This window comes from Mycobacterium sp. IS-836, assembly GCF_001954275.1.
Lineage (GTDB): Bacteria > Actinomycetota > Actinomycetes > Mycobacteriales > Mycobacteriaceae > Mycobacterium.
The window spans coordinates 1-19172 of record NZ_MBEU01000054.1 but is presented as its reverse complement, the minus strand read 5'-3'; the positions used below and the strand labels follow the sequence as shown (position 1 = coordinate 19172).

Genomic DNA, 19172 nt, shown 5'->3' with positions numbered 1-19172 from the left:
CCGCCTTTAAGCAGCAGATGTCACGCGGTAGACGTCGTAGACGCCCTCGACGTTGCGCACCACGTTGAGCAGATGCCCCAGGTGTTTGGGGTCGCCCATCTCGAAGGTGAACCGGCTGATCGCGACCCGGTCGCCGGAGGTGGTGACCGACGCCGACAGGATGTTCACCTTCTCGTCGGCCAGCACCCGCGTCACGTCCGAGAGCAGCCGGTGCCGGTCGAGCGCCTCGACCTGGATGGCCACCAAAAACACCGACGACGGCGACGGCGCCCAGAGCACCTCGATGATGCGCTCGGCCTGCTGCTGCAGCGACGCCGCGTTGGTGCAGTCGGTGCGGTGCACGCTCACCCCGCCGCCGCGGGTGACGAAGCCCATGATCTGATCGCCGGGCACCGGCGTGCAGCACTTGGCCAGCTTGGTCAACACACCCGGGGCTCCGGGAACCGAGACCCCGACATCGTCCGTGCTGCGCGGGCGTCGCAGCATGGTCGTCGGCGTCGACCGCTCGGCCAGCTCCTCTTCGGCCTGATCGATCCCGCCGAGCTCGGCGAGCAGCCGCTGCACGACGTGGCGGGCCGATACGTGTCCCTCACCGATCGCGGTGTACAGCGCCGACACGTCGGTGTAGTGCAATTCGCGGGCGACCGCGGCCATCGACTCGCCATTGACCAAGCGCTGCAAGGGAAGTCCGCCGCGGCGTACCTCGCGGGCCATCGCCTCCTTGCCGGCCTCCAACGCCTCCTCACGCCGTTCCTTGGCGAACCACTGCCGTATCTTCGTCTTGGCGCGCGGCGAGACCACGAACTGCTGCCAGTCGCGCGACGGCCCCGCATTGGGCGCCTTGGAGGTGAAAACCTCGACGACTTCCCCGTTTTCGAGCTTGCGCTCCAGCGCCACCAGGCGCCCGTTCACCCGCGCGCCGATGCAGCGGTGGCCGACCTCGGTGTGCACCGCGTAGGCGAAGTCCACCGGGGTCGACCCGGTCGGCAGGGTGATGACATCCCCCTTGGGGGTGAACACGAAGATCTCTTGCACCGCAAGGTCGTAGCGCAGCGACTCCAGGAACTCGCCCGGGTCGGCGGCCTCCCGTTGCCAGTCGAGCAGCTGCCGCATCCACGCCATGTCGTCGATCTCGGCGGAGGCGTGCGGATGCGGAAGTCCGTTGCGGCCCTTGGTTTCCTTGTACCGCCAGTGCGCGGCGATGCCGAATTCGGCGGTGCGGTGCATGTCGCTGGTGCGGATCTGCACCTCCAGCGGCTTGCCCTCGGGACCGACGACGGTGGTGTGCAGCGACTGGTACACGCCGTATCTCGGCTGCGCGATGTAGTCCTTGAACCGTCCCGCCATCGGCTGCCACAGCGAATGCACCACGCCGACAGCGGCATAGCAGTCGCGGATCTCGTCGCACAGGATGCGGATGCCGACCAGGTCGTGGATGTCGTCGAAATCCCGTCCCTTGACGATCATCTTTTGATAGATCGACCAGTAGTGCTTGGGCCGACCCTCAACCGTCGCCTTGATTTTCGACGCGTTCAGCGTGTTGACGATCTCGGAGCGGACCTTGGCCAGGTAGGTGTCCCGTGACGGGGCGCGGCCGGCGACCAACCGGACGATCTCCTCGTACTTCTTGGGGTGCAGGATCGCGAACGCCAGGTCTTCCAGTTCCCACTTGACGCTGGCCATACCCAGCCGATGTGCCAGCGGCGCAATGACTTCCAGCGTTTCGCGGGCCTTACGGGCCTGCTTCTCCGGCGGCAGGAAACGCATGGTGCGCATGTTGTGCAGCCGGTCGGCGACCTTGATCACTAACACGCGGGGATCGCGTGCCATTGCGGTGATCATCTTGCGGATAGTCTCGCCCTCGGCGGCGGTGCCCAGCACCACGCGGTCCAGCTTGGTCACGCCGTCGACGAGATGGCCGACCTCCTCGCCGAATTCCTCGCTCAACGCCTCGAGCGTGTAACCGGTGTCCTCCACGGTGTCGTGCAGCAGCGCGGCCACCAAAGTGGTGGTGTCCATGCCCAATTCGGCCAGGATGTTGGCGACCGCCAGCGGGTGGGTGATGTAGGGATCACCCGAATGCCGCAACTGGGAGGCGTGGCGCTGGTCGGCGACCTCGAAGGCGCGCTGCAGCAGCTGGACGTTCGCCTTGGGGTAGATCTCCCGATGCACCGCCACCAAGGGCTCGAGCACGGGGTTGAGGGTGCTGCGCTGGGCGGTCATCCGCCGGGCCAACCGGGCGCGGACGCGGCGCGACGCGCTGCTGGGGGCCTTCAGAGTTTCGGCCGGCGGCTCCGGCGCCTCGGGAACCGGAGGCGGCTCCGCGGGCGTCTCTAAGGGCGCCTCAAGGGCTTGCGCCACGCCCTTGTCGTCCGCCACGGTGGTCACCTCCGACATCGAGGATATCGCGTAACCGCCAGGTTAGACGCAGCTCAAGCTGTGTACCGGCAAAGGCGCGACGGCCTCGCGACCACCCAGTTCGACGAGTTCGGAGACGACGACCGCCGCGATCACGTTGGCCCCGGCCTGCTCGAGCAAGCGCGTCGCGGCGGCGAGGGTGCCCCCGGTGGCCAGCACGTCGTCGACGAGGACGACGTTGCGGCCGTTCAGATCGATGCCGTCGGCGGGGATTTCCAGGACGGCGCTGCCGTACTCCAGGTCGTACTCCTCGGCGTGCAGCGGCGGCGGTAGTTTTCCGCCCTTGCGGATGGCCAGCACGCCAGTGCCCAACCGCTCGGCGACGGCCCCCGCCACCAGGAATCCGCGGGAGTCGACGCCGGCCACCAGGTCAGCGCCGGCCGCGATCTCCGCCAACGCGTCGGTGATCGCGGCGAGCGCGTCCCGATCGGCGAATAGCGGGGTGAGGTCCTTGAACTGGACTCCGGGCTTGGGAAAGTCGGCCACGTTCCGGGTCAGCGAGGCGATGATCTTGTCCAGCAAAGTCTTCCCCCCGACGTTAGTCACCGCTCTTTTATTGTACTAGGGCCCATCTGTCCATGTTCCAACCCGCCCCCCAGCGTGTTGGGTTCGTGCTCACCGCATACGTTTTCTTCGACATCAGCAGCGTGCGCTGCTGGCGGTACAGGGGCAACGTCGGCAAATCTCCCCACAGCACCGGGGCGCTCTCCGCGAGCAACCTGATCCGCTCGCTGGGGTCGGCGGACACCGCGAGCGCGCCGATTATGCCGTCTATCTGCGGATTCGCGTAGCCGGACAGGTTGTTGCCGTTGCCGCTATGCAGGTCGTAAGCGTCCATCGCCGACGACCCCGTCGAGCCGCTGCCCGCGGCGCCCCCGGTGCTCGCCAGCAACACGTCGATCTTTCCGTCCTTGAGCGCCTGGGGGCCCGGGCCGTCCAGCGTGGGGTTGACGACGGTGATACCGGCCGCGGCGCACGATTTGGTGATCTCCCCGATCGTGACCGCCAGCCGCGCATTGGGCCCGTGGTAGCCGATCCGCACCGTCAGCGGCGCGCCGTCCAGGGCAGCGCGCGCGGCGACCGCGTCGGCCTTGCCGAACGGCGCGGCCTCGGCGGCCCCGTCGCCGGCGGCGATGGCGTCATCGGTGGCCGGGGACAGCCGCGAATTGGCGATCGGCACGCCGGCGTCGCGTGCGATCGTGTCGCGCGGCGTGCACAGCGCCACGGCCCGGCGCGCCTTCGCCTGCGCCAGCGGTCCCTGCGGTGCGAAGATCAGCTGCTCGATGCCGGCCGACGGCGAATCGGTGCGCTGGTAGTTGTCCGGGGTGGCCAGCGTGCCCGACGACCCGGCCGCGACGTCGACCACGTCCACGCTGTGGTTGTTGATGCGGTCCTGGATGTCGGGAGCCTGCGGCGACACGGTGATCCGTTTGGTGATGGGCCTGGGGCCCCACCACCGGTCGTTCGCGACGAGCACCACCGCGCCGCCATCCAGGACCGACTGGATCTTGTACGGCCCCGACGACGGGAAGCGCTTGAGGTCGACCCCGGGCTTGAGGTCCCAGGTGGTGTTCCACAGCTTCGCGATCTGCGCGACCAGGCCCGCGTTGTTGTTGAGCAGCGCCGCGGTCACGTCGCCGTTCAGCTGGTCGGCGATGACGTGCGACGGCATCATCGAGGTCGCCGTGAACAGTTGCGTGTAGTCGACGACGCTGCGGTCCGGGACGAACGACACGCGCGCCTTCTTCTGCCCGGGCGAGCACTCGATGTTGGCGATGTCGACGTAGCCGGCGTGGGTGGCGGCGTCGAACCCGGGGAACCGCCCGGATTGCGCCGCCCACGCCAGCACCAGGTCGTCGCAGGTCACCGGCTTGCCGTCGGAATAGACGGCGTTGTCGGCGATCTGGTAGTCGAGCACCAGCGGCGAACCCCCGACGACCGAGATGGTGCCGAAGTCGTGATCGGCAACAACCTGGCCGTCGGGGCCGTGATACCCGAAGCCGGTCAGCGTGCGCGCGAACGCCTGCGCGCCCGCCGAGGCGGCGCCGACGACGGTGTTGGTGTTGTAGGTGGGCAAGCCGCCGTCGACCACGTAGTCGATCTGCGAGGCGGCGCTGCCCGAACACGCGGTCAACGTGCACGCCGTCGTGAGGATCACGGCCAAAGCGACGGCAGCCGATCCCGTCAGGCTCCCCCGGCCGCCCCACACCTGACTACCGCCGGCCGGCGTTTCGCTTGCCGGTCGGGCGCCGGGTACCGGTGGGCCGCACCGGCCGCGCCCCCGGCGCCGGCTTGTTCGACGCGGGCTTGGCGGTCGCCGGGGACGACTCGGCCACCTCAGCCGGCTCCGCGCTCTCGTCGGACGCCTCGTCGGCGGTGTCCTCGTGCGAGGGCTTGCGCCGTCGGACCACGCGACGGGTATGGCTGCGCACCAGCTCGGTGCGCTCGCGCAGCGTGACCAGTAGCGGGGTGGCGAAGAAGATCGACGAGTAGGTGCCGACGATGATGCCGACCAGCTGCACCAGCGCCAGGTCCTTCAGCGTGCCGACGCCCAGCAGCCACACCGCCACCACCATCAGGGCCAGCACCGGCAGCACCCCGATCAGGCTGGTGTTGATCGAGCGCATGAAGGTCTGGTTGATCGCCAGGTTGGCCTGCTCGGCAAAGGTGCGCCGGGTGGTGTGCTGGAAACCGTGCGTGTTCTCCTCGACCTTGTCGAAGACGATGACCGTGTCGTAGAGGGAGAACCCGAGGATCGTCAGCCAGCCGATGACCGTGGCCGGGGTGACCTCGAAACCCACCAGCGAGTAGACGCCGGCGGTGACGGCGAGGTCGAAACACATGGTCGTGAGCGCGGAGATGGCCATATAGCGCTCGTAGCGCACGGTGATGTACAGGCTGACCAGCGCCACGAACACCACCAGCGCGATGAGCGCCTTGTCGGTGATCTGGTCGCCCCAGGTTTCCGACACCGCCGAGTCGCTGATGGCCTGCTTGCTGGGCTTACCGTCGGTGCCCTTGGGCTGGAACGTATCGAACAGCGCGTTGCGCAGTTTCGACGTCTGGTCGTTGGACAGCGTTTCCGAGCGAATCTGCACCGTGGCCGACGCGCCGCTGCCGACGATCACCACCGATTCCGCGTCGCGGCCAAGCGTCTTCCGGAAGACGTCGGACACCGCGGCGGCCGACGCGGTGCCGCGCGGCATCGACACGGTGGTGCCGCCCTTGAAGTCGATCCCGAATGTGAAGCCGCGCAGGATGATGCTGACGATCGCCACCGCGACGATCGCGCCGCTGATCCCGTACCAGAGCCGGCGGCGCCCGATCACCTCGAACGCGCCGGTGCCGGTGTAGAGCCGGGTGATGAAGCTGTGGTGCGGCAGCTGGGCCGAGGCGCCGGACGTCAGCTCGACGGCACCTTCGGTGGCTTCGGTGATTTCGACCGCGTCCGTTTCGGTCTTGCCTTTGGCGGCCATCGCGCTATCCCTGTCCCGTCTTCACGTGCGACGCAGCCCGGCGTTCGCGGGCGACCTGCTGAACGGCCCCCAAGCCGTTGTACGCCGGCTTGGCCAGCGTCGGAGACTTGGACGCCAGGTATACCAGGGGCCAGGTCACCAAGAACACCACCACGAGGTCGAGGATCGTGGTCAGCCCCAGGGTAAACGCGAATCCCTTGACCTGGCCGATCGCCAGGAAGTACAGCACCGCGGCGGCGAGGAAGGTCACCGCGTTGCCCGATACGACGGTCTTGCGCGCCCGTACCCAGCCTCGTGGCACCGCCGACCGGAACGAACGGCCCTCGCGGATTTCGTCTTTGATGCGTTCGAAGAACACCACGAACGAGTCGGCGGTGGTGCCGATACCGATGATCAGACCCGCGATACCCGCCAGGTCCAGGGTGTAGTTGATATATCGGCCCAGCAACACCAGGATCGCGAAAACCATTGCGCCGGAAGCGGTTAGCGACAACGCCGTGAGCAATCCCAGCACGCGGTAATACAGCAACGAATACAGCAGCACCAGGACCAATCCGATCGCACCGGCGATCAGGCCCGCGTGCAAGGACGTCAAACCCAGTGTCGCGGAAACCGTTTGGGCCTCCGACGATTCGAAGGACAGCGGCAGCGAACCGTACTTCAAAACGTTGGCCAGCTGTCGCGCGGTGGACGCGGTGAACGGCGGGTCACCGCCGGTGATCTGGGTGCGTCCGCCGGGGATGGCTTCCTGGATCATCGGGGCGCTGACGACCTGCGAGTCCAGGGTGAACGCGGTCTGGGTACCGATATGGGCGGCGGTGAAGTCGGCCCAGGTGTTTGCAGCCGCGGTCTTGAATTGCAGGTCGACGACGTAACCGAGCCCGCGCTGGTTCATCCCCGATGTGGCGTCCTGGATCTGGTCGCCGCTGATTATCGACGGCGCCAGCAGGTAGGCCATCTTGTGGTCGGTCGAGCAGGTAATCAGGGGCAGGGCCGGGTCGTCGTTGCCGGCCAGGATGTCCTCTTTGTCGCAGTGTTTGGCCTGCACTTCCAGCGCGATCGTCTGAATGTACTGATTGGTGCTCTGCCGCAACGCTTTTTGGTCCGCGATGCGCTCGGCGAGATCCTTGCGCGGATCCGGCGGCGGTTCCTGGGGGTACGGCCGCGGCTGGGCACCGGGCTGCCCGGGCGCCGGAGCGGCGGGCGGCGGCGGCACCGCGCCCGGCTGGCCCGGGGGCGCCGGCTGGCCGGGCGCCGGCGGAGTTCCGGCGGGCGGGGCCCCGGGCGGCATTCCGCTGGGCTGGGGCTGCTTGGGTTGGGCGCCCTGCGCCGGCACCGCGTTGAGCACCGGTCGGATGTAGAGCCGTGCGGTCTGACCCAGGTTGCGGGCCTCGTTCCCGTCGTTCCCGGGCACCGTGATGACCAGGTTGTCACCGTCGACGACGACCTCCGACCCGGAAACGCCCAGCCCGTTGACGCGCGCGCTGATGATCTGCTGCGCCTGCGCCAACGCCTCCCTGCTCGGGCGCGAACCGTCGGGGGTGCGTGCCGTCAGTGTGACGCGGGTGCCGCCCTGCAGGTCAATGCCGAGCTTGGGAGCGGCCCGCTTGTCCCCGGTCAGAAATACCAGCAGATAGACGCCGACGAGCAACAACAAGAAGACCGACAGGTAGCGGGCGGGGTGCACCGGCGCCGAAGACGATGCCACGTTCCTTCATATCTCCTTGCGAATCGGTTTCTACCCCGACAGAGCCTACGTGGCGCCCTAGGAATCCTCGGTCACCCGGTGATCGTCGGCGGAGTCCTCGTCGTCTTCGTCGTAGTCTTCGGCGTCCTCCGGCTCGATCCGGTCCCGGACGGCCAGCTTCATCCAGGTGGTCACGATGCCGGGCGCGATCTCGAGGTCGACGGTGTCGTCGGCGATGGCGACGACGGTGGCCTGCAGGCCGGACGTGGTGTGCACCCGGTCGCCGGGCTCTAATGACTCGTGCAGGTCGATCGTGGCTTGCATCGCGCGTCGCTGCCGCCGCGATGCGAAGTACATGAAGCCGCCCATGATGAGCAGGAACGGCAAGAACAAGACCAAACTCTCCATCAACCTGTCTTTCGTTTCGGTATTTCTCTCGTAAGGGTCCAGTGTGCCCGTCCGGGCTGGCGGCTCACAGGTCGGCCGAGGTCTGGCTGACCAGATACGCTTTTGTTCGCGACGTGACACTCGCGCCGCGGTGAGGAGGACGTCGTGGCCAGCCTCGAGCAGACTCGCCAGCTGGTCACCGAAATCCCCGGTCCGGCATCGCTGGAACTGACCAAACGGCGCGCCGCCGCGGTGCCGCGCGGTGTCGGCGTCGCCATGCCGGTGTTCGCCGCCCGTGCCGGCGGCGGGATCGTCGAGGACGTCGACGGGAACCGGCTCATCGACCTGGGTTCGGGCATCGCCGTCACCACGATCGGCAACTCGTCGCCCCGCGTCGTCGACGCCGTACGAGCCCAGGTCGCCGAGTTCACCCACACGTGCTTCATGGTGACGCCCTACGAGCAGTACGTCGCCGTCGCCGAACAACTCAACCGGATCACCCCGGGATCCGGCGAGAAGCGCTCCGTGCTGTTCAACTCGGGCGCCGAGGCGGTCGAAAACTCCGTCAAGATCGCCCGCTCCTACACCCGCAAGCCCGCGGTCGTCGCGTTCGACCACGCCTACCACGGGCGCACCAACATGGCGATGGCGCTGACCGCCAAATCGATGCCCTACAAGAGCGGATTCGGTCCATTCGCGCCGGAGATCTACCGGGCGCCGCTGTCCTACCCCTACCGGGACGGGCTGCTGGACAAGGACCTGGCCACCGACGGCGAGCAGGCGGCGCAGCGCGCCATCAGCGTCATCGACAAGCAGGTAGGCGCGAAAAACCTGGCCGCCGTCCTCATCGAGCCGATCCAGGGCGAGGGCGGCTTCATCGTCCCGGCCGAGGGCTTCCTGCCGGCCCTGCTCGAATGGTGCCGCGACAACGACGTGGTGTTCATTGCCGACGAGGTGCAGACCGGCTTCGCCCGCACCGGGGCGATGTTCGCCTGCGAGCACGAGCGCATCGAGCCCGACCTGATCGTCACCGCCAAGGCCATCGCCGACGGATTTCCGCTGTCGGCCGTGACCGGGCGCGCCGAGATCATGGACGCCCCGCACGTCGGCGGCCTCGGCGGCACCTTCGGCGGCAACCCCGTCGCCTGTGCGGCCGCGCTGGCCACCATCGAGACCATCGAGAGCGACGGCCTGATCGAGCGCGCCCGACAGCTGGAACGGTTGATGACCGAACCGCTGCTGCGCCTGCAGGCCCACGACGACCGGATCGGCGACGTCCGTGGCCGCGGCGCAATGATCGCCATCGAGCTGGTGAAATCCGGCACCGCCGATCCCGACGCCGAGCTGACCGACAGGCTCGCCACCGCCGTCCACGCCGCCGGCGTCATCGTGTTGACCTGCGGCATGTTCGGCAACATCATCCGGCTGCTGCCGCCGCTGAACATCAGCGACGAGCTGCTGACCGAAGGACTCGACATCGTCGTCCGGACCCTGGGCGAGCTCTAGCCCTTCGTGTGGCATCTCACATGTCGGCCACGGTCATTGTGGAATACCTTTAGTTTAGCTAACGTTATGTCGGTCAGCGCAGCGTCGCGCACAGACCATTTCTCAGTCAGTACAGGGGAACTGTTATGTCGACTATTGCCCATGAAGAGTGGCTTGCCCGCCGCGTCGAGGATCTGACCGCCAACGACCCGCAGTTCGCCGCCGCCCGACCGGACCCCGCCGTCGCGGCCGCGCTGGAGCAGCCCGGGCTGCGACTGCCGCAGATCGTTGCGACCCTGGCGGAGGGTTACGCCGACCGGCCGGCGCTGGGCCGGCGCGCCGTGGAGTTCGTCACCGACCCGGCCAGCGGGCGCACCGTCGCCGAGCTGCGCAACCACTTCGACACCATCACCTACCGTGAACTCGGTGACCGGGTCGGCGCTTTGGCACGCGCCTGGTCCACCGATTCGGTGCGGGCCGGCGACCGAGTCTGCGTGCTGGGCTTCACCGGCGTGGACTACACCACCATCGACATGGCGCTGGGCCAGATCGGCGCGGTATCGGTGCCCCTGCAAACCAGCGCGGCGCTCAGCCAGTTGCAGCCGATCGTGGCCGAGACCGAGCCCACCGTCATCGCGGCGAGCGTCGACCAGCTGACCGACGCCGTCGAGCTCGTCAGCACCGGCCCCGCACCCGCCCGGCTCGTCGTATTCGACTACCACCCCGAGGTCGACGACCACCGCGACGCGGTGGCGGCGGCCCGCACCCGGCTGGCGGACACGATCGTGGAGACGCTGGACGACGTGCTCGCCCGCGGCAAGGACCTGCCCGCCGGGCCGGTCGCCGCGCCCGACGACGACGACGCGCTGGCCCTGCTGATCTACACCTCCGGCAGCACCGGCGCACCCAAGGGCGCGATGTACCCGCAAAGCAACGTGGTCAAGATGTTCGCCCGCTCGAAGAGGAACTGGTTCGGGCCCACCGCGGCGTCGATCACCCTGAACTTCATGCCGATGAGCCACGTCATGGGGCGCGGCATCCTCTACGGCACCCTCGGCAACGGCGGCACTGCCTACTTCGCGGCCAAGAGCGACCTGTCGACGCTGCTCGACGACCTCACCCTGGTGCGGCCCACCGAGATGAACTTCGTGCCGCGGATCTGGGAGACCATCTACGGCGAATACCAGCGCCAGGTCGACCGCGGGGCCGACGAAGCCGACGTCATGGAGGACTTGCGCCAGCACCTGCTGGGCGGTCGGTTCATCTTCGCGATGACGGGCTCGGCGCCCACCTCCCCCGAGCTCAAGGCGTGGGTCGAGGACCTGCTGGAGATGCACCTGCTCGACGGCTACGGCTCCACCGAGGCCGGCATGGTGTTGTTCGACGGCGAGGTGCAGCGCCCGCCGGTCGTCGACTACAAGCTCGTCGACGTCCCGGACCTGGGCTACTTCGCCACCGACCGGCCCTACCCGCGCGGCGAACTGTTGCTCAAGACCGAGAACATGTTCCCCGGCTACTACAAGCGGCCCCAGGTGACCGCCGACGTGTTCGACGCCGACGGCTACTACCGCACCGGCGACGTCGTCGCCGAGGTCGCGCCCAGCCGGCTGGTGTATGTCGATCGCCGCAACAATGTGCTCAAGCTCGCGCAGGGTGAGTTCGTCACCGTCGCGAAGCTGGAGGCGATCTTCGGCAACAGCCCGCTGGTCCGCCAGATCTACGTCTACGGCAACAGCGCCCACCCGTACCTGCTGGCGGTCGTGGTGCCCACGGAAGAAGCGTTGCGGCGAAATGCCGAAAAGGGGCTAGCGGCGCTCAAGCCGCAGATCGCCGACTCGCTACAGGCCGTCGCGAAGGAAGCCGGCCTGCAGTCCTACGAGGTTCCGCGCGACTTCCTCATCGAGACAACGCCTTTCACGCTCGAGAACGGTCTGCTCACCGGCATCCGCAAGCTGGCGTGGCCGAAGCTGAAGCAACACTACGGCGAGCGACTGGAAGAGCTCTACGCCGAACTCGCCGAGGGCCAGGCCAACGAGTTGAGCGAACTGCGCCGCAGCGGTGCCGACGCCCCCGTCCTGCAAACCGTGAGCCGGGCCGCGGCCGCACTGCTCGGCGCGGCGACCACCGACCTGTCGCCCGGGGCGCACTTCACCGACTTGGGTGGAGACTCGTTGTCCGCGTTGACATTCGGCAACCTGCTGCGCGAGATTTTCGACATCGACGTGCCGGTGGGTGTCATCGTCAGCCCGGCCAGCGACCTGCAGGCCATCGCCGACTACATCGAGGGCGAGCGGCAGGGCACGAAGCGTCCCAGCTTCGCCACCGTGCACGGCCGCGACGCGACCGAGGTGTATGCCAGCGACCTCACGCTGGACAAGTTCATCGATGCTTCGACGCTGGCCGCCGCGCCGACGCTGCCGCGGCCCAGCGCCGAGGTCCGCACCGTCCTGCTGACCGGAGCGACCGGGTTCCTGGGGCGCTACCTCGCGCTGGAATGGCTGGAGCGGATGGACCTCGTCGACGGCAAGGTGATCGCACTGGTGCGGGCCAAGTCCGACGAGGACGCGCGGGCCCGGCTGGACGACACCTTTGACTCCGACCCGGCGCTGCTGGCCCACTACCGGGAGCTGGCGGCCGACCACCTGGAGGTCATCGCGGGTGACAAGGGCGAGGCCAACCTCGGCCTCGATCAACCGACGTGGCAGCGGCTGGCCGACACCGTCGACCTGATCGTCGACCCCGCGGCGCTGGTCAACCACGTGCTGCCGTACAGCGAGCTGTTCGGTCCGAACGCGCTGGGCACCGCGGAGTTGCTCCGAATCGCGTTGACCGGCAAGCAAAAGCCGTACACGTACGTGTCGACGATCGGCGTGGGCGACCAGATCGAGCCGGGGAAGTTCACCGAGGACGCCGACATCCGGACCATCAGCGCGACGCGGCGGATCAGCGACAGCTACGCCAACGGTTACGGCAACAGCAAGTGGGCCGGCGAGGTGTTGCTGCGCGAGGCGCACGACCTGTGCGGCCTGCCCGTCGCGGTGTTCCGCTGCGACATGATCCTCGCCGACACGACCTATGCCGGTCAGCTCAACGTGCCGGACATGTTCACCCGGACGATCCTGAGCCTGGTGGCAACGGGCATCGCGCCCGGCTCGTTCTACGAGCTCGGGGCCGAGGGCAACCGGCAGCGCGCACACTACGACGGCCTGCCCGTCGAGTTCATCGCCGAGGCCATCGCGACGTTGGGCGCCCAGAGCTCCGACCGGTTCGCGACGTACCACGTAATGAACCCCTACGACGACGGCATCGGGTTCGACGAGTTCGTCGACTGGCTGATCGACCCGGCCGTCGCCGGCTGCGCCGTCCAGCGCATCGCCGACTACGGCGAGTGGTTGCAGCGGTTCGAGACCGCGCTGCGCGCGCTGCCCGAAAAGCAGCGCAACGCCTCGCTATTGCCGCTGTTGCACAACTACCAGAAGCCCGACAAGCCGATCAACGGCTCGATGGCGCCGACCGATCGGTTCCGGGCGGCGGTCCAGGACGCGAAAGTGGGCCCGGACAAAGACATTCCGCACATCACGCCGCCGATCATCGCGAAGTACGTCAGCGACCTGCGGCTGCTCGGACTGCTCTAACGCTGGATCAGCTCTGGGGATGCGGCCAGCGCAAGTAGGCGTTGGCCGCGCCGGCCTCGGTGCCCGCCCGCTGCTTGCGCCAGCCCTTGGGCTTCGGCCCGTCCCCGGCGGCCCGCGGCTTGGTGAGCGCACTCGAGGACACCTCGGGTGCGGGCTCCTCCAGCCCGGACATGTACACCGGTTCGCCGGCGGGTGTCGACACCGGCTCCGCGGCTGCGGCCGGTTCCAAGGGGTCCATGAATGCCTCGACGTCGCTCGCCAGCCGCACGGCCAGGCGCGCCAGGGCGATGCCGCTGATGAAAACGATCAGCGCGCCCAGGCCGGAGAAGTACGAAACCTCGAGCGCGGCCCGCTTGCGGTCGGTCGCGGCGATCGGATCACCGGCGGACCCGATCCCGAGGAGCGGGGCGACCTGCCCCCCGATCACGAACCATGCGCCGGCCACCGCCGCCAACCACCCGCCGACGATCGCGGTGATGCGGTTTCCGGAAAAGATCAGCAGCAGGCCAGCCAGCACGGTGGCGCCCCCCGGTAGCACCTCGAGCCAGCCGCGGGCCGAGGTCCATGCCCAATCTTGGTCGGGCGTGTAGGCGAAGTTGAAGCGTGGACCGACGAACGGTATCAACGCACCCCATGCACCCAGGACGACCAGGAGCAATCCGCTCACCGCGCCGCGCGAGCGCGGCATCCACAATGGGTGGCCGTTTAATGGGTGTTTCATTAGCTCTCCTCAATTGTCGCCGGGCTACTTCAGCAGGTGCCTGGATACCCCGCGTCGACGCGAAGTAACCGCTAAAGGACGAGACCGAGTGTGAGCAGCACCACAGCGATCAGCGGAAAGATGCCCTGCGTCAACGCGGCGCGGGCCTTGTCAGGTGACGAGAGCAGCAAGACGAGCGCGGCCGCGGCCATCGAGCCAACACCGGCGAAAACCAGCGCGGCTCCAACGGCGTTGTGCCCCATGGCAATCGCGGCGATGCCGACACCGCTGACCACCGCGAGGAACAGGTTGTAGAAACCCTGGTTGAACGCGAGCAGCTTGGTGGTCTCGGCTTCCTCAACCGTCGTTCCGAAGGTGGCCCGGGTGCGCGGCGACGTCCAGGTCAGCGACTCCATCGTGAAGATGTAGACGTGCAGGAGAGCGGCAAGACCAGCGAACACCAGGGCGGCAGTGATCATCGCCGATGAACACTACCGACCTGGTGTCGCCGCGACTACCCTCAGCCGGTTCGGCCGCTAGGCGCCGACGTGGTGGTGTCGGCGGAATAGCCCACCACCGTCGTGACGGTGGAAAAGGCCACGCCCGCGGTGCCCGTCGGGCTCGGCCGCAACCGGTTCGCGTAATGGCGTCTCGCCCTCGACCTCAGCCACGGGCGCCGGCGCGGCCACGGCGACGTCGCGCGCGTGCCGAACCGCCAGGCGCGCCACGGCCGCCCCGCCCAGGAACACGATCAACGCGCCCAGACCGGTGAAGTACGTGACCTCGAGCAGGGCACGCTTCAGATCGGTCGCGGCCGCCGGTTGGCCCACGTCCCCGATGCTCAGGGTCGATGCGAACGCGCGGCCGACCACGAACCACGCGCCGGCGCAGACCGCCAGCCAGCCGCCGAAGACGGCGCTGGCACGGTTACCGGAGAAGAGCACCAGCAGGCCGCCCACTGCGGCGGCCGCGCCGGGAAGCACCTCCAGCCAGCCCTTTGCCGTCGTCCACGTCCATGCCGGGTCGGTCATGTACGCCCAATCGATGTTGGGTCCGAAGAACGGAACCAATGCACCCCAGGCGCCCAAGAGGATCAGGAGCAGCCCGGTCAACGCGCCGCGGCTGCGTGGCATGTACAGCGCGCGGGGGCGTTCGTAGTCAGCGTTCGTGTGCCTCATCAGAATCTCCTTCAACAGGCATTACTGCTGTCCGTTCGGATACCCGACGCTTCCGGGATGTAACCGGTTCGCGGGCCGCTCCTGCGTTTGCTGTGGCGGATGTGACCGAAGCGCGCTCCCGCCTTCGACCGAAAAGCCCACGCCAGCGGGCGTTCTGGCGGCGCCTCGGGGCGAAGGTCACGATTTGAACGCGAAATGCCGACGCCGCCGGCGGCGAGCTAGTCGAACAGCCCCGGCTGCCCCAGCCGGGTGACCCCGGCCGGCGGGGTCATGCCCAGGTGTGTCCAGGCCTGCGCGGTGGCCACCCGGCCCCGCGGGGTGCGCGCGATCATGCCGGCGCGGACCAGGAACGGCTCACACACCTCTTCGACCGTGGTGGCCTCCTCGCCGACCGCCACCGCCAGCGTCGAAACGCCGACCGGGCCGCCGCCGAAGCTGCGGGTCAGCGCCGACAGCACCGCCCGGTCCAGCCGGTCCAGGCCGAGCTCGTCGACGTCGTATACCTCGAGCGCGGACTTGGCGACGTCGCGGGTGATCACGCCGTCGGCGCGCACCTCGGCGAAGTCCCGCACCCGGCGCAGCAGCCGGTTGGCGATGCGCGGCGTGCCGCGCGAGCGCCGCGCGATCTCCGCCCCGGCCTCGGCGCCCAGCTCGATGCCCAGGATTCCGGCGGACCGGGCCAGCACCCGCTCCAGCTCGGCGGGCTCGTAGAAGTCCATGTGCGCGGTGAAGCCGAAGCGGTCGCGCAGCGGGCCGGTCAGCGCGCCGGACCGGGTGGTCGCGCCGACCAGGGTGAAGGGCGCGACCTCCAGCGGAATCGATGTCGCCCCAGGGCCTTTCCCGACCACCACGTCGACCCGGAAGTCCTCCATCGCGAGGTAGAGCATCTCCTCGGCGGGCCGGGCGATGCGGTGGATCTCGTCGATGAACAGCACGTCGTGCTCGACGAGGTTGGACAGCATCGCGGCCAGATCGCCGGCGCGTTCCAGCGCGGGCCCCGACGTCACCCGCAGCGCGGACCCCAGCTCGGCGGCGATGATCATGGCCAGTGACGTCTTGCCCAGCCCCGGCGGGCCGGACAGCAGGATGTGATCGGGTGTGCCGCCGCGGTTCTTGGCCCCCTCGATGACCAGCTGCAGCTGCTCGCGCACGCGCGGCTGGCCGATGAACTCGTTCAGCGTGCGTGGCCGCAGGCTGACGTCGATGTCGCCTTCGCCGAACGCGAGCGCGGGCGAAACCTCCCGGACCTCCGGGTCGGCGAAGTCGTCGTCCGCAGTCATCGGCTCACCCGGGCCTTGCCCAGCAGCGACAGCGCCGCCCGCAGCGCGGACGACGTCGTCGCGTCGTGATCGCCGGCCAGCACGCTGTCGGTGGCCTCCTCCGCTTGTTTGGCCGCAAAACCGAGGCCGACCAGGGCCTCCACCACGGGACCGCGCACGGCGTGGCCGTTGACCGCCGGCGCGGGCGCCGATCCGGCGATGGCGCCGATCTTGTCCCGCAATTCCAGCACCATCCGCTCGGCGCCGCGCTTCCCGATGCCCGGAACCCGGGTCAGCGCGGCGACGTCGCCGTCGGCCAACGCCTGCCGCAGCGCCGCGGCGTCGTGCACGGCCAGCGTCGCCATCGCCAGCCGCGGCCCGACGCCCGACACCGACAGCAGCGTCAGGAACAGGTCGCGGGTCTCGGAGTCGGGGAACCCGTACAGCGTCTGCGAGTCCTCGCGCACGATCATCGCCGTGATCAGCCGGGCCTCGCTGCCGTGGCGCAGCGTCGCCAGCGTCGACGGCGTCGCGTTGATCCGGTAGCCGACGCCGGCGGCCTCGATCACCGCGTGATCGAGGGCCACTTCGAGCACCTCACCGCGCACCGACGCGATCATCGGGCGGCCTTCACTTTCGCGAGGTAGGCGCGGCGCTGCCGCGCGGCCAGCGCCTCGGCCGCGGCCATCCGGGCGATCATCGGCGCGCGCCAGCAATGGCAGATCGCCAGCGCCAGCGCGTCGGCCGCATCGGCCGGTGTCGGTTTGGCTTGCAGCGCAAGGATTCTCGTGACCATGGCGGTGACCTGTGCCTTGTCGGCGGCCCCGTTGCCGGTGACCGCGGCCTTGACCTCGCTGGGGGTGTGGAAGTGCACGTCGATGCCGCGTTTGGCGGCGGCCAGCGCGACGACCCCGCCGGCCTGAGCGGTGCCCATCACCGTCATCACGTTGTGCTGAGAGAACACCCGCTCGATGGCCACGACCTCCGGCCGGTGGGTGTCCAGCCAGTGGTCGACGGCATCGCTGATGGCCAGCAGTCGCTTGGCCAGCGGCGCATCCGCCGGGGTGCGCACCACGTCGACGTCCAGCGCCACGACGTGTCTGCCGCGGCCGCTTTCCACCACCGACAGCCCGCATCGGGTCAGCCCCGGATCGACGCCCATCACGCGCATGCGCCCGCTCCCCTATATCGCGTACCGAACAGCTGTTCGATAGCGTAACGGGCGATACCGACCGCGCCGGGTAGGACACGCGGCGCCGGTCACCGGGTGGTGTTGCGGCGACGGGCCCAGCGAAAGCTGTTAACTTAAAGCCCACATTCGCTAGGCCGCCGCGGCCACGGAAGGGTAAGCGTGGGAACACTGCTGGTCGTGATAGCCGCGGTGTTGTTCGTCGCGTCCATCGTGGTCCTCGTGGTGGCGTTGCGGCGGCCCAAGCAACCGGCCGCGCGGGGCGGGCGCCAGGATCCGCTTTCCTCCGACGCGATGCCGCAGTTCGGACCCCGCAGCCTGGGCCCCGGCGCCATCGTCAGCTACGGCGGCGTCGACTACGTGGTGCGCGGGTCGGTGACCTTCCGCGAGGGCCCGTTCGTGTGGTGGGAGCACCTGCTCGAGGGCGGCGACCAGCCGCTGTGGTTCAGCGTCGAGGAGGACGACGGTCGCCTGGAGCTGGTGATGTGGGTGACCCGCAAGGACGTGACGCTGCGGCCCGGCGACCAGTACGTGGTCGACGGGGTGACCTTTCACGAGTCGGAGCGCGGTCGCGCCTCCTACACCACCGAGGGCACGACGGGCCTGCCGGCCGGCGGTGAGATGGAATTCGTCGACTGCGCCAATGCCGACGAGAGCGCGCTGCTCTCCTTCGAACGCTGGGCCCCGGACACGCCGTGGGAGGTATCCACGGGCAGGTCCGTGTCGGCCGGCGAGCTGACCGTCTACCCCGCGCCCCCAGCCCCCTCCCCGTAGGCGACTTCGGTGCCGCTTCATCAGCTCGCCGTGACTCCGGCGGACGTGTCCGGGAACAGGCTCGGACTGGCGCTCAACGCCCCCGCGCCGGACCCGCTGGCCAGCCACGCGCTCACCCATCCCGGCGGCGGCACCCTGCTGCTCGGCGTCCTCGGCGCCTCGCACGTCGTCACCGTTGAGCACCCCGGCTGCCGGTTCTCCGAGCAGGTCTCGTGCACCGCCCGCAGCCACGGCGGCAGGCTGCCCGGGCACGCCGACGCCCCCGGCTACCGCATCGAATCGCGTACCGACACCCGCGATGAGGCAGCGTTTCGCGAACTCGCGCAAGAACTTCGCGACCGCTGCGCGACCGAAAACGGATGGCTGGGCGGCACGTTTCCCGGCGACGACGCCGCCCTGACCGCGCTGGCCGCCGAGCCCGACGGCGCCGGCTGGCGCTGGCAGACATGGCACCTCTACCCGCTCCGCCCGGCGGGGTCCGGCGGCATGGTGGTGCACACGGCGAGCCGGTGGCACCCGTGAGCCGCAAGGGCCTGTTCTGGCTTTCCGGCGGCCTGGCCGCCGCGGCCATCGCGTCGCTGGTTTTCGGAATCGTGTTGCTGAACAAGGACATTGGGTCGTATATCGCCGACCATTATCACGCGTACGCGACGGACGCCAACGGGACGCGCTACCAGTGCAGCGGATCGCCCGACGAGGTCGCCGACACGCTCGCCGACTACCAGGCGCCCGACGCGCGGGCCGACAACGACAAGAGCGAATACCTGCGCTACAGCAACAACATCGTGATCGTCGGCCCGGACGGCAAGTACCCGTGCAGCATTCGCGTCGAAGGCTTGGGCGGCGGATACAGCCACGGTGCGTTCATCTTCCTCGGCCCCGGGTTCAGCCCCGGGTCCCCCCCCCGCCGGGGCGGCGGGCCCCCCCGCCGGCCCCGGGGGAACCAGATAAGCCACAACACCAACAAGAAAAACAAATTCCACG

The 19172-nt window shown here is 68.8% G+C and carries 16 protein-coding genes and 1 pseudogene; 5 read left to right on the top strand and 12 right to left on the bottom strand.

Translation table 11 applies throughout. The features are described from left to right. Positions 1–6: 6 nt before the first annotated feature. Genes A5747_RS15005 through yajC form a run of 6 tightly spaced genes read right to left on the bottom strand, consistent with a single transcriptional unit; the run spans position 7 to position 7989 of the window. Positions 7–2397 (bottom strand): bifunctional (p)ppGpp synthetase/guanosine-3',5'-bis(diphosphate) 3'-pyrophosphohydrolase, encoded by a 2391-nt coding sequence (locus A5747_RS15005; RefSeq protein ID WP_369805101.1) that lies wholly within the window; start codon positions 2395–2397, stop codon positions 7–9. A 24-nt stretch (positions 2398–2421) separates the two neighbouring features. Continuing rightward, the gene (locus tag A5747_RS15000; RefSeq protein WP_076125518.1) at positions 2422–2964 is read right to left on the bottom strand and encodes an adenine phosphoribosyltransferase; all 543 of its coding nucleotides are present in this window, start codon (positions 2962–2964) and stop codon (positions 2422–2424) included. Between the two features lie 7 nt (positions 2965–2971). After that, entirely contained in the window at positions 2972–4606 is a 1635-nt protein-coding gene (locus tag A5747_RS14995) for an ABC transporter substrate-binding protein (protein WP_076125566.1), read from the bottom strand. Between the two features lie 25 nt (positions 4607–4631). Then, on the bottom strand, positions 4632–5894 hold the full coding sequence (gene secF / locus A5747_RS14990) for a protein translocase subunit SecF (protein WP_076125517.1): 1263 nt from the start codon (positions 5892–5894) through the stop codon (positions 4632–4634). A 4-nt stretch (positions 5895–5898) separates the two neighbouring features. Continuing rightward, positions 5899–7602: a protein translocase subunit SecD gene (secD, locus tag A5747_RS14985; protein WP_076125515.1), complete on the bottom strand. Its 1704-nt coding sequence runs from the start codon at positions 7600–7602 to the stop codon at positions 5899–5901. A 57-nt stretch (positions 7603–7659) separates the two neighbouring features. Then, positions 7660–7989 (bottom strand): preprotein translocase subunit YajC, encoded by a 330-nt coding sequence (yajC, locus tag A5747_RS14980; protein WP_076125512.1) that lies wholly within the window; start codon positions 7987–7989, stop codon positions 7660–7662. A 144-nt stretch (positions 7990–8133) separates the two neighbouring features. Here yajC and gabT point away from each other — a divergent pair, with 144 nt between their 5' ends. Both gabT and car read left to right on the top strand, forming a co-directional pair. Continuing rightward, positions 8134–9474, top strand: coding sequence for a 4-aminobutyrate--2-oxoglutarate transaminase (gene gabT, locus A5747_RS14975; RefSeq protein WP_076125509.1), 1341 nt, complete (start codon positions 8134–8136; stop codon positions 9472–9474). Between the two features lie 125 nt (positions 9475–9599). Continuing rightward, on the top strand, positions 9600–13088 hold the full coding sequence (gene car / locus A5747_RS14970; protein ID WP_076125506.1) for a carboxylic acid reductase: 3489 nt from the start codon (positions 9600–9602) through the stop codon (positions 13086–13088). A 7-nt stretch (positions 13089–13095) separates the two neighbouring features. Here car and A5747_RS14965 read toward each other — a convergent pair whose 3' ends face one another. The 6 genes from A5747_RS14965 to ruvC all read right to left on the bottom strand — a co-directional run bounded on the left by A5747_RS14965 (position 13096) and on the right by ruvC (position 17396). After that, complete coding sequence (locus A5747_RS14965) at positions 13096–13809, bottom strand: hypothetical protein (protein WP_076125503.1); 714 nt, start codon at positions 13807–13809, stop codon at positions 13096–13098. Positions 13810–13880: 71 nt separating this feature from the next. After that, the gene (locus A5747_RS14960; RefSeq protein WP_076125500.1) at positions 13881–14267 is read right to left on the bottom strand and encodes a DUF1304 domain-containing protein; all 387 of its coding nucleotides are present in this window, start codon (positions 14265–14267) and stop codon (positions 13881–13883) included. A gap of 57 nt (positions 14268–14324) precedes the next feature. Further along, complete coding sequence (locus A5747_RS14955; protein WP_076125498.1) at positions 14325–14966, bottom strand: hypothetical protein; 642 nt, start codon at positions 14964–14966, stop codon at positions 14325–14327. A 218-nt stretch (positions 14967–15184) separates the two neighbouring features. After that, positions 15185–16246 (bottom strand): Holliday junction branch migration DNA helicase RuvB, encoded by a 1062-nt coding sequence (gene ruvB, locus A5747_RS14950; protein ID WP_076125495.1) that lies wholly within the window; start codon positions 16244–16246, stop codon positions 15185–15187. Further along, positions 16243–16845: a Holliday junction branch migration protein RuvA gene (gene ruvA / locus A5747_RS14945; RefSeq protein ID WP_076125493.1), complete on the bottom strand. Its 603-nt coding sequence runs from the start codon at positions 16843–16845 to the stop codon at positions 16243–16245. The genes ruvB and ruvA overlap by 4 nt, the downstream gene beginning before the upstream one ends. Next, on the bottom strand, positions 16842–17396 hold the full coding sequence (gene ruvC / locus A5747_RS14940) for a crossover junction endodeoxyribonuclease RuvC (protein WP_076125490.1): 555 nt from the start codon (positions 17394–17396) through the stop codon (positions 16842–16844). Before ruvC ends, ruvA begins: the two co-directional genes overlap by 4 nt. A gap of 180 nt (positions 17397–17576) precedes the next feature. On the opposite strand from ruvC, the gene A5747_RS14935 reads away from it, so the two are divergent. From A5747_RS14935 to A5747_RS14925, 3 genes and pseudogenes are all read left to right on the top strand, one after another. After that, positions 17577–18188, top strand: a complete 612-nt coding sequence (locus A5747_RS14935; protein ID WP_076125488.1) for a DUF4178 domain-containing protein — start codon at positions 17577–17579, stop codon at positions 18186–18188. A 9-nt stretch (positions 18189–18197) separates the two neighbouring features. Continuing rightward, entirely contained in the window at positions 18198–18710 is a 513-nt protein-coding gene (locus tag A5747_RS14930; protein WP_076125486.1) for a DUF2617 family protein, read from the top strand. Then, positions 18707–19139 (top strand): annotated as a pseudogene (locus A5747_RS14925) (DUF4247 domain-containing protein). The gene A5747_RS14930 and the pseudogene A5747_RS14925 overlap by 4 nt, the downstream one beginning before the upstream one ends. Positions 19140–19172: the final 33 nt, after the last annotated feature.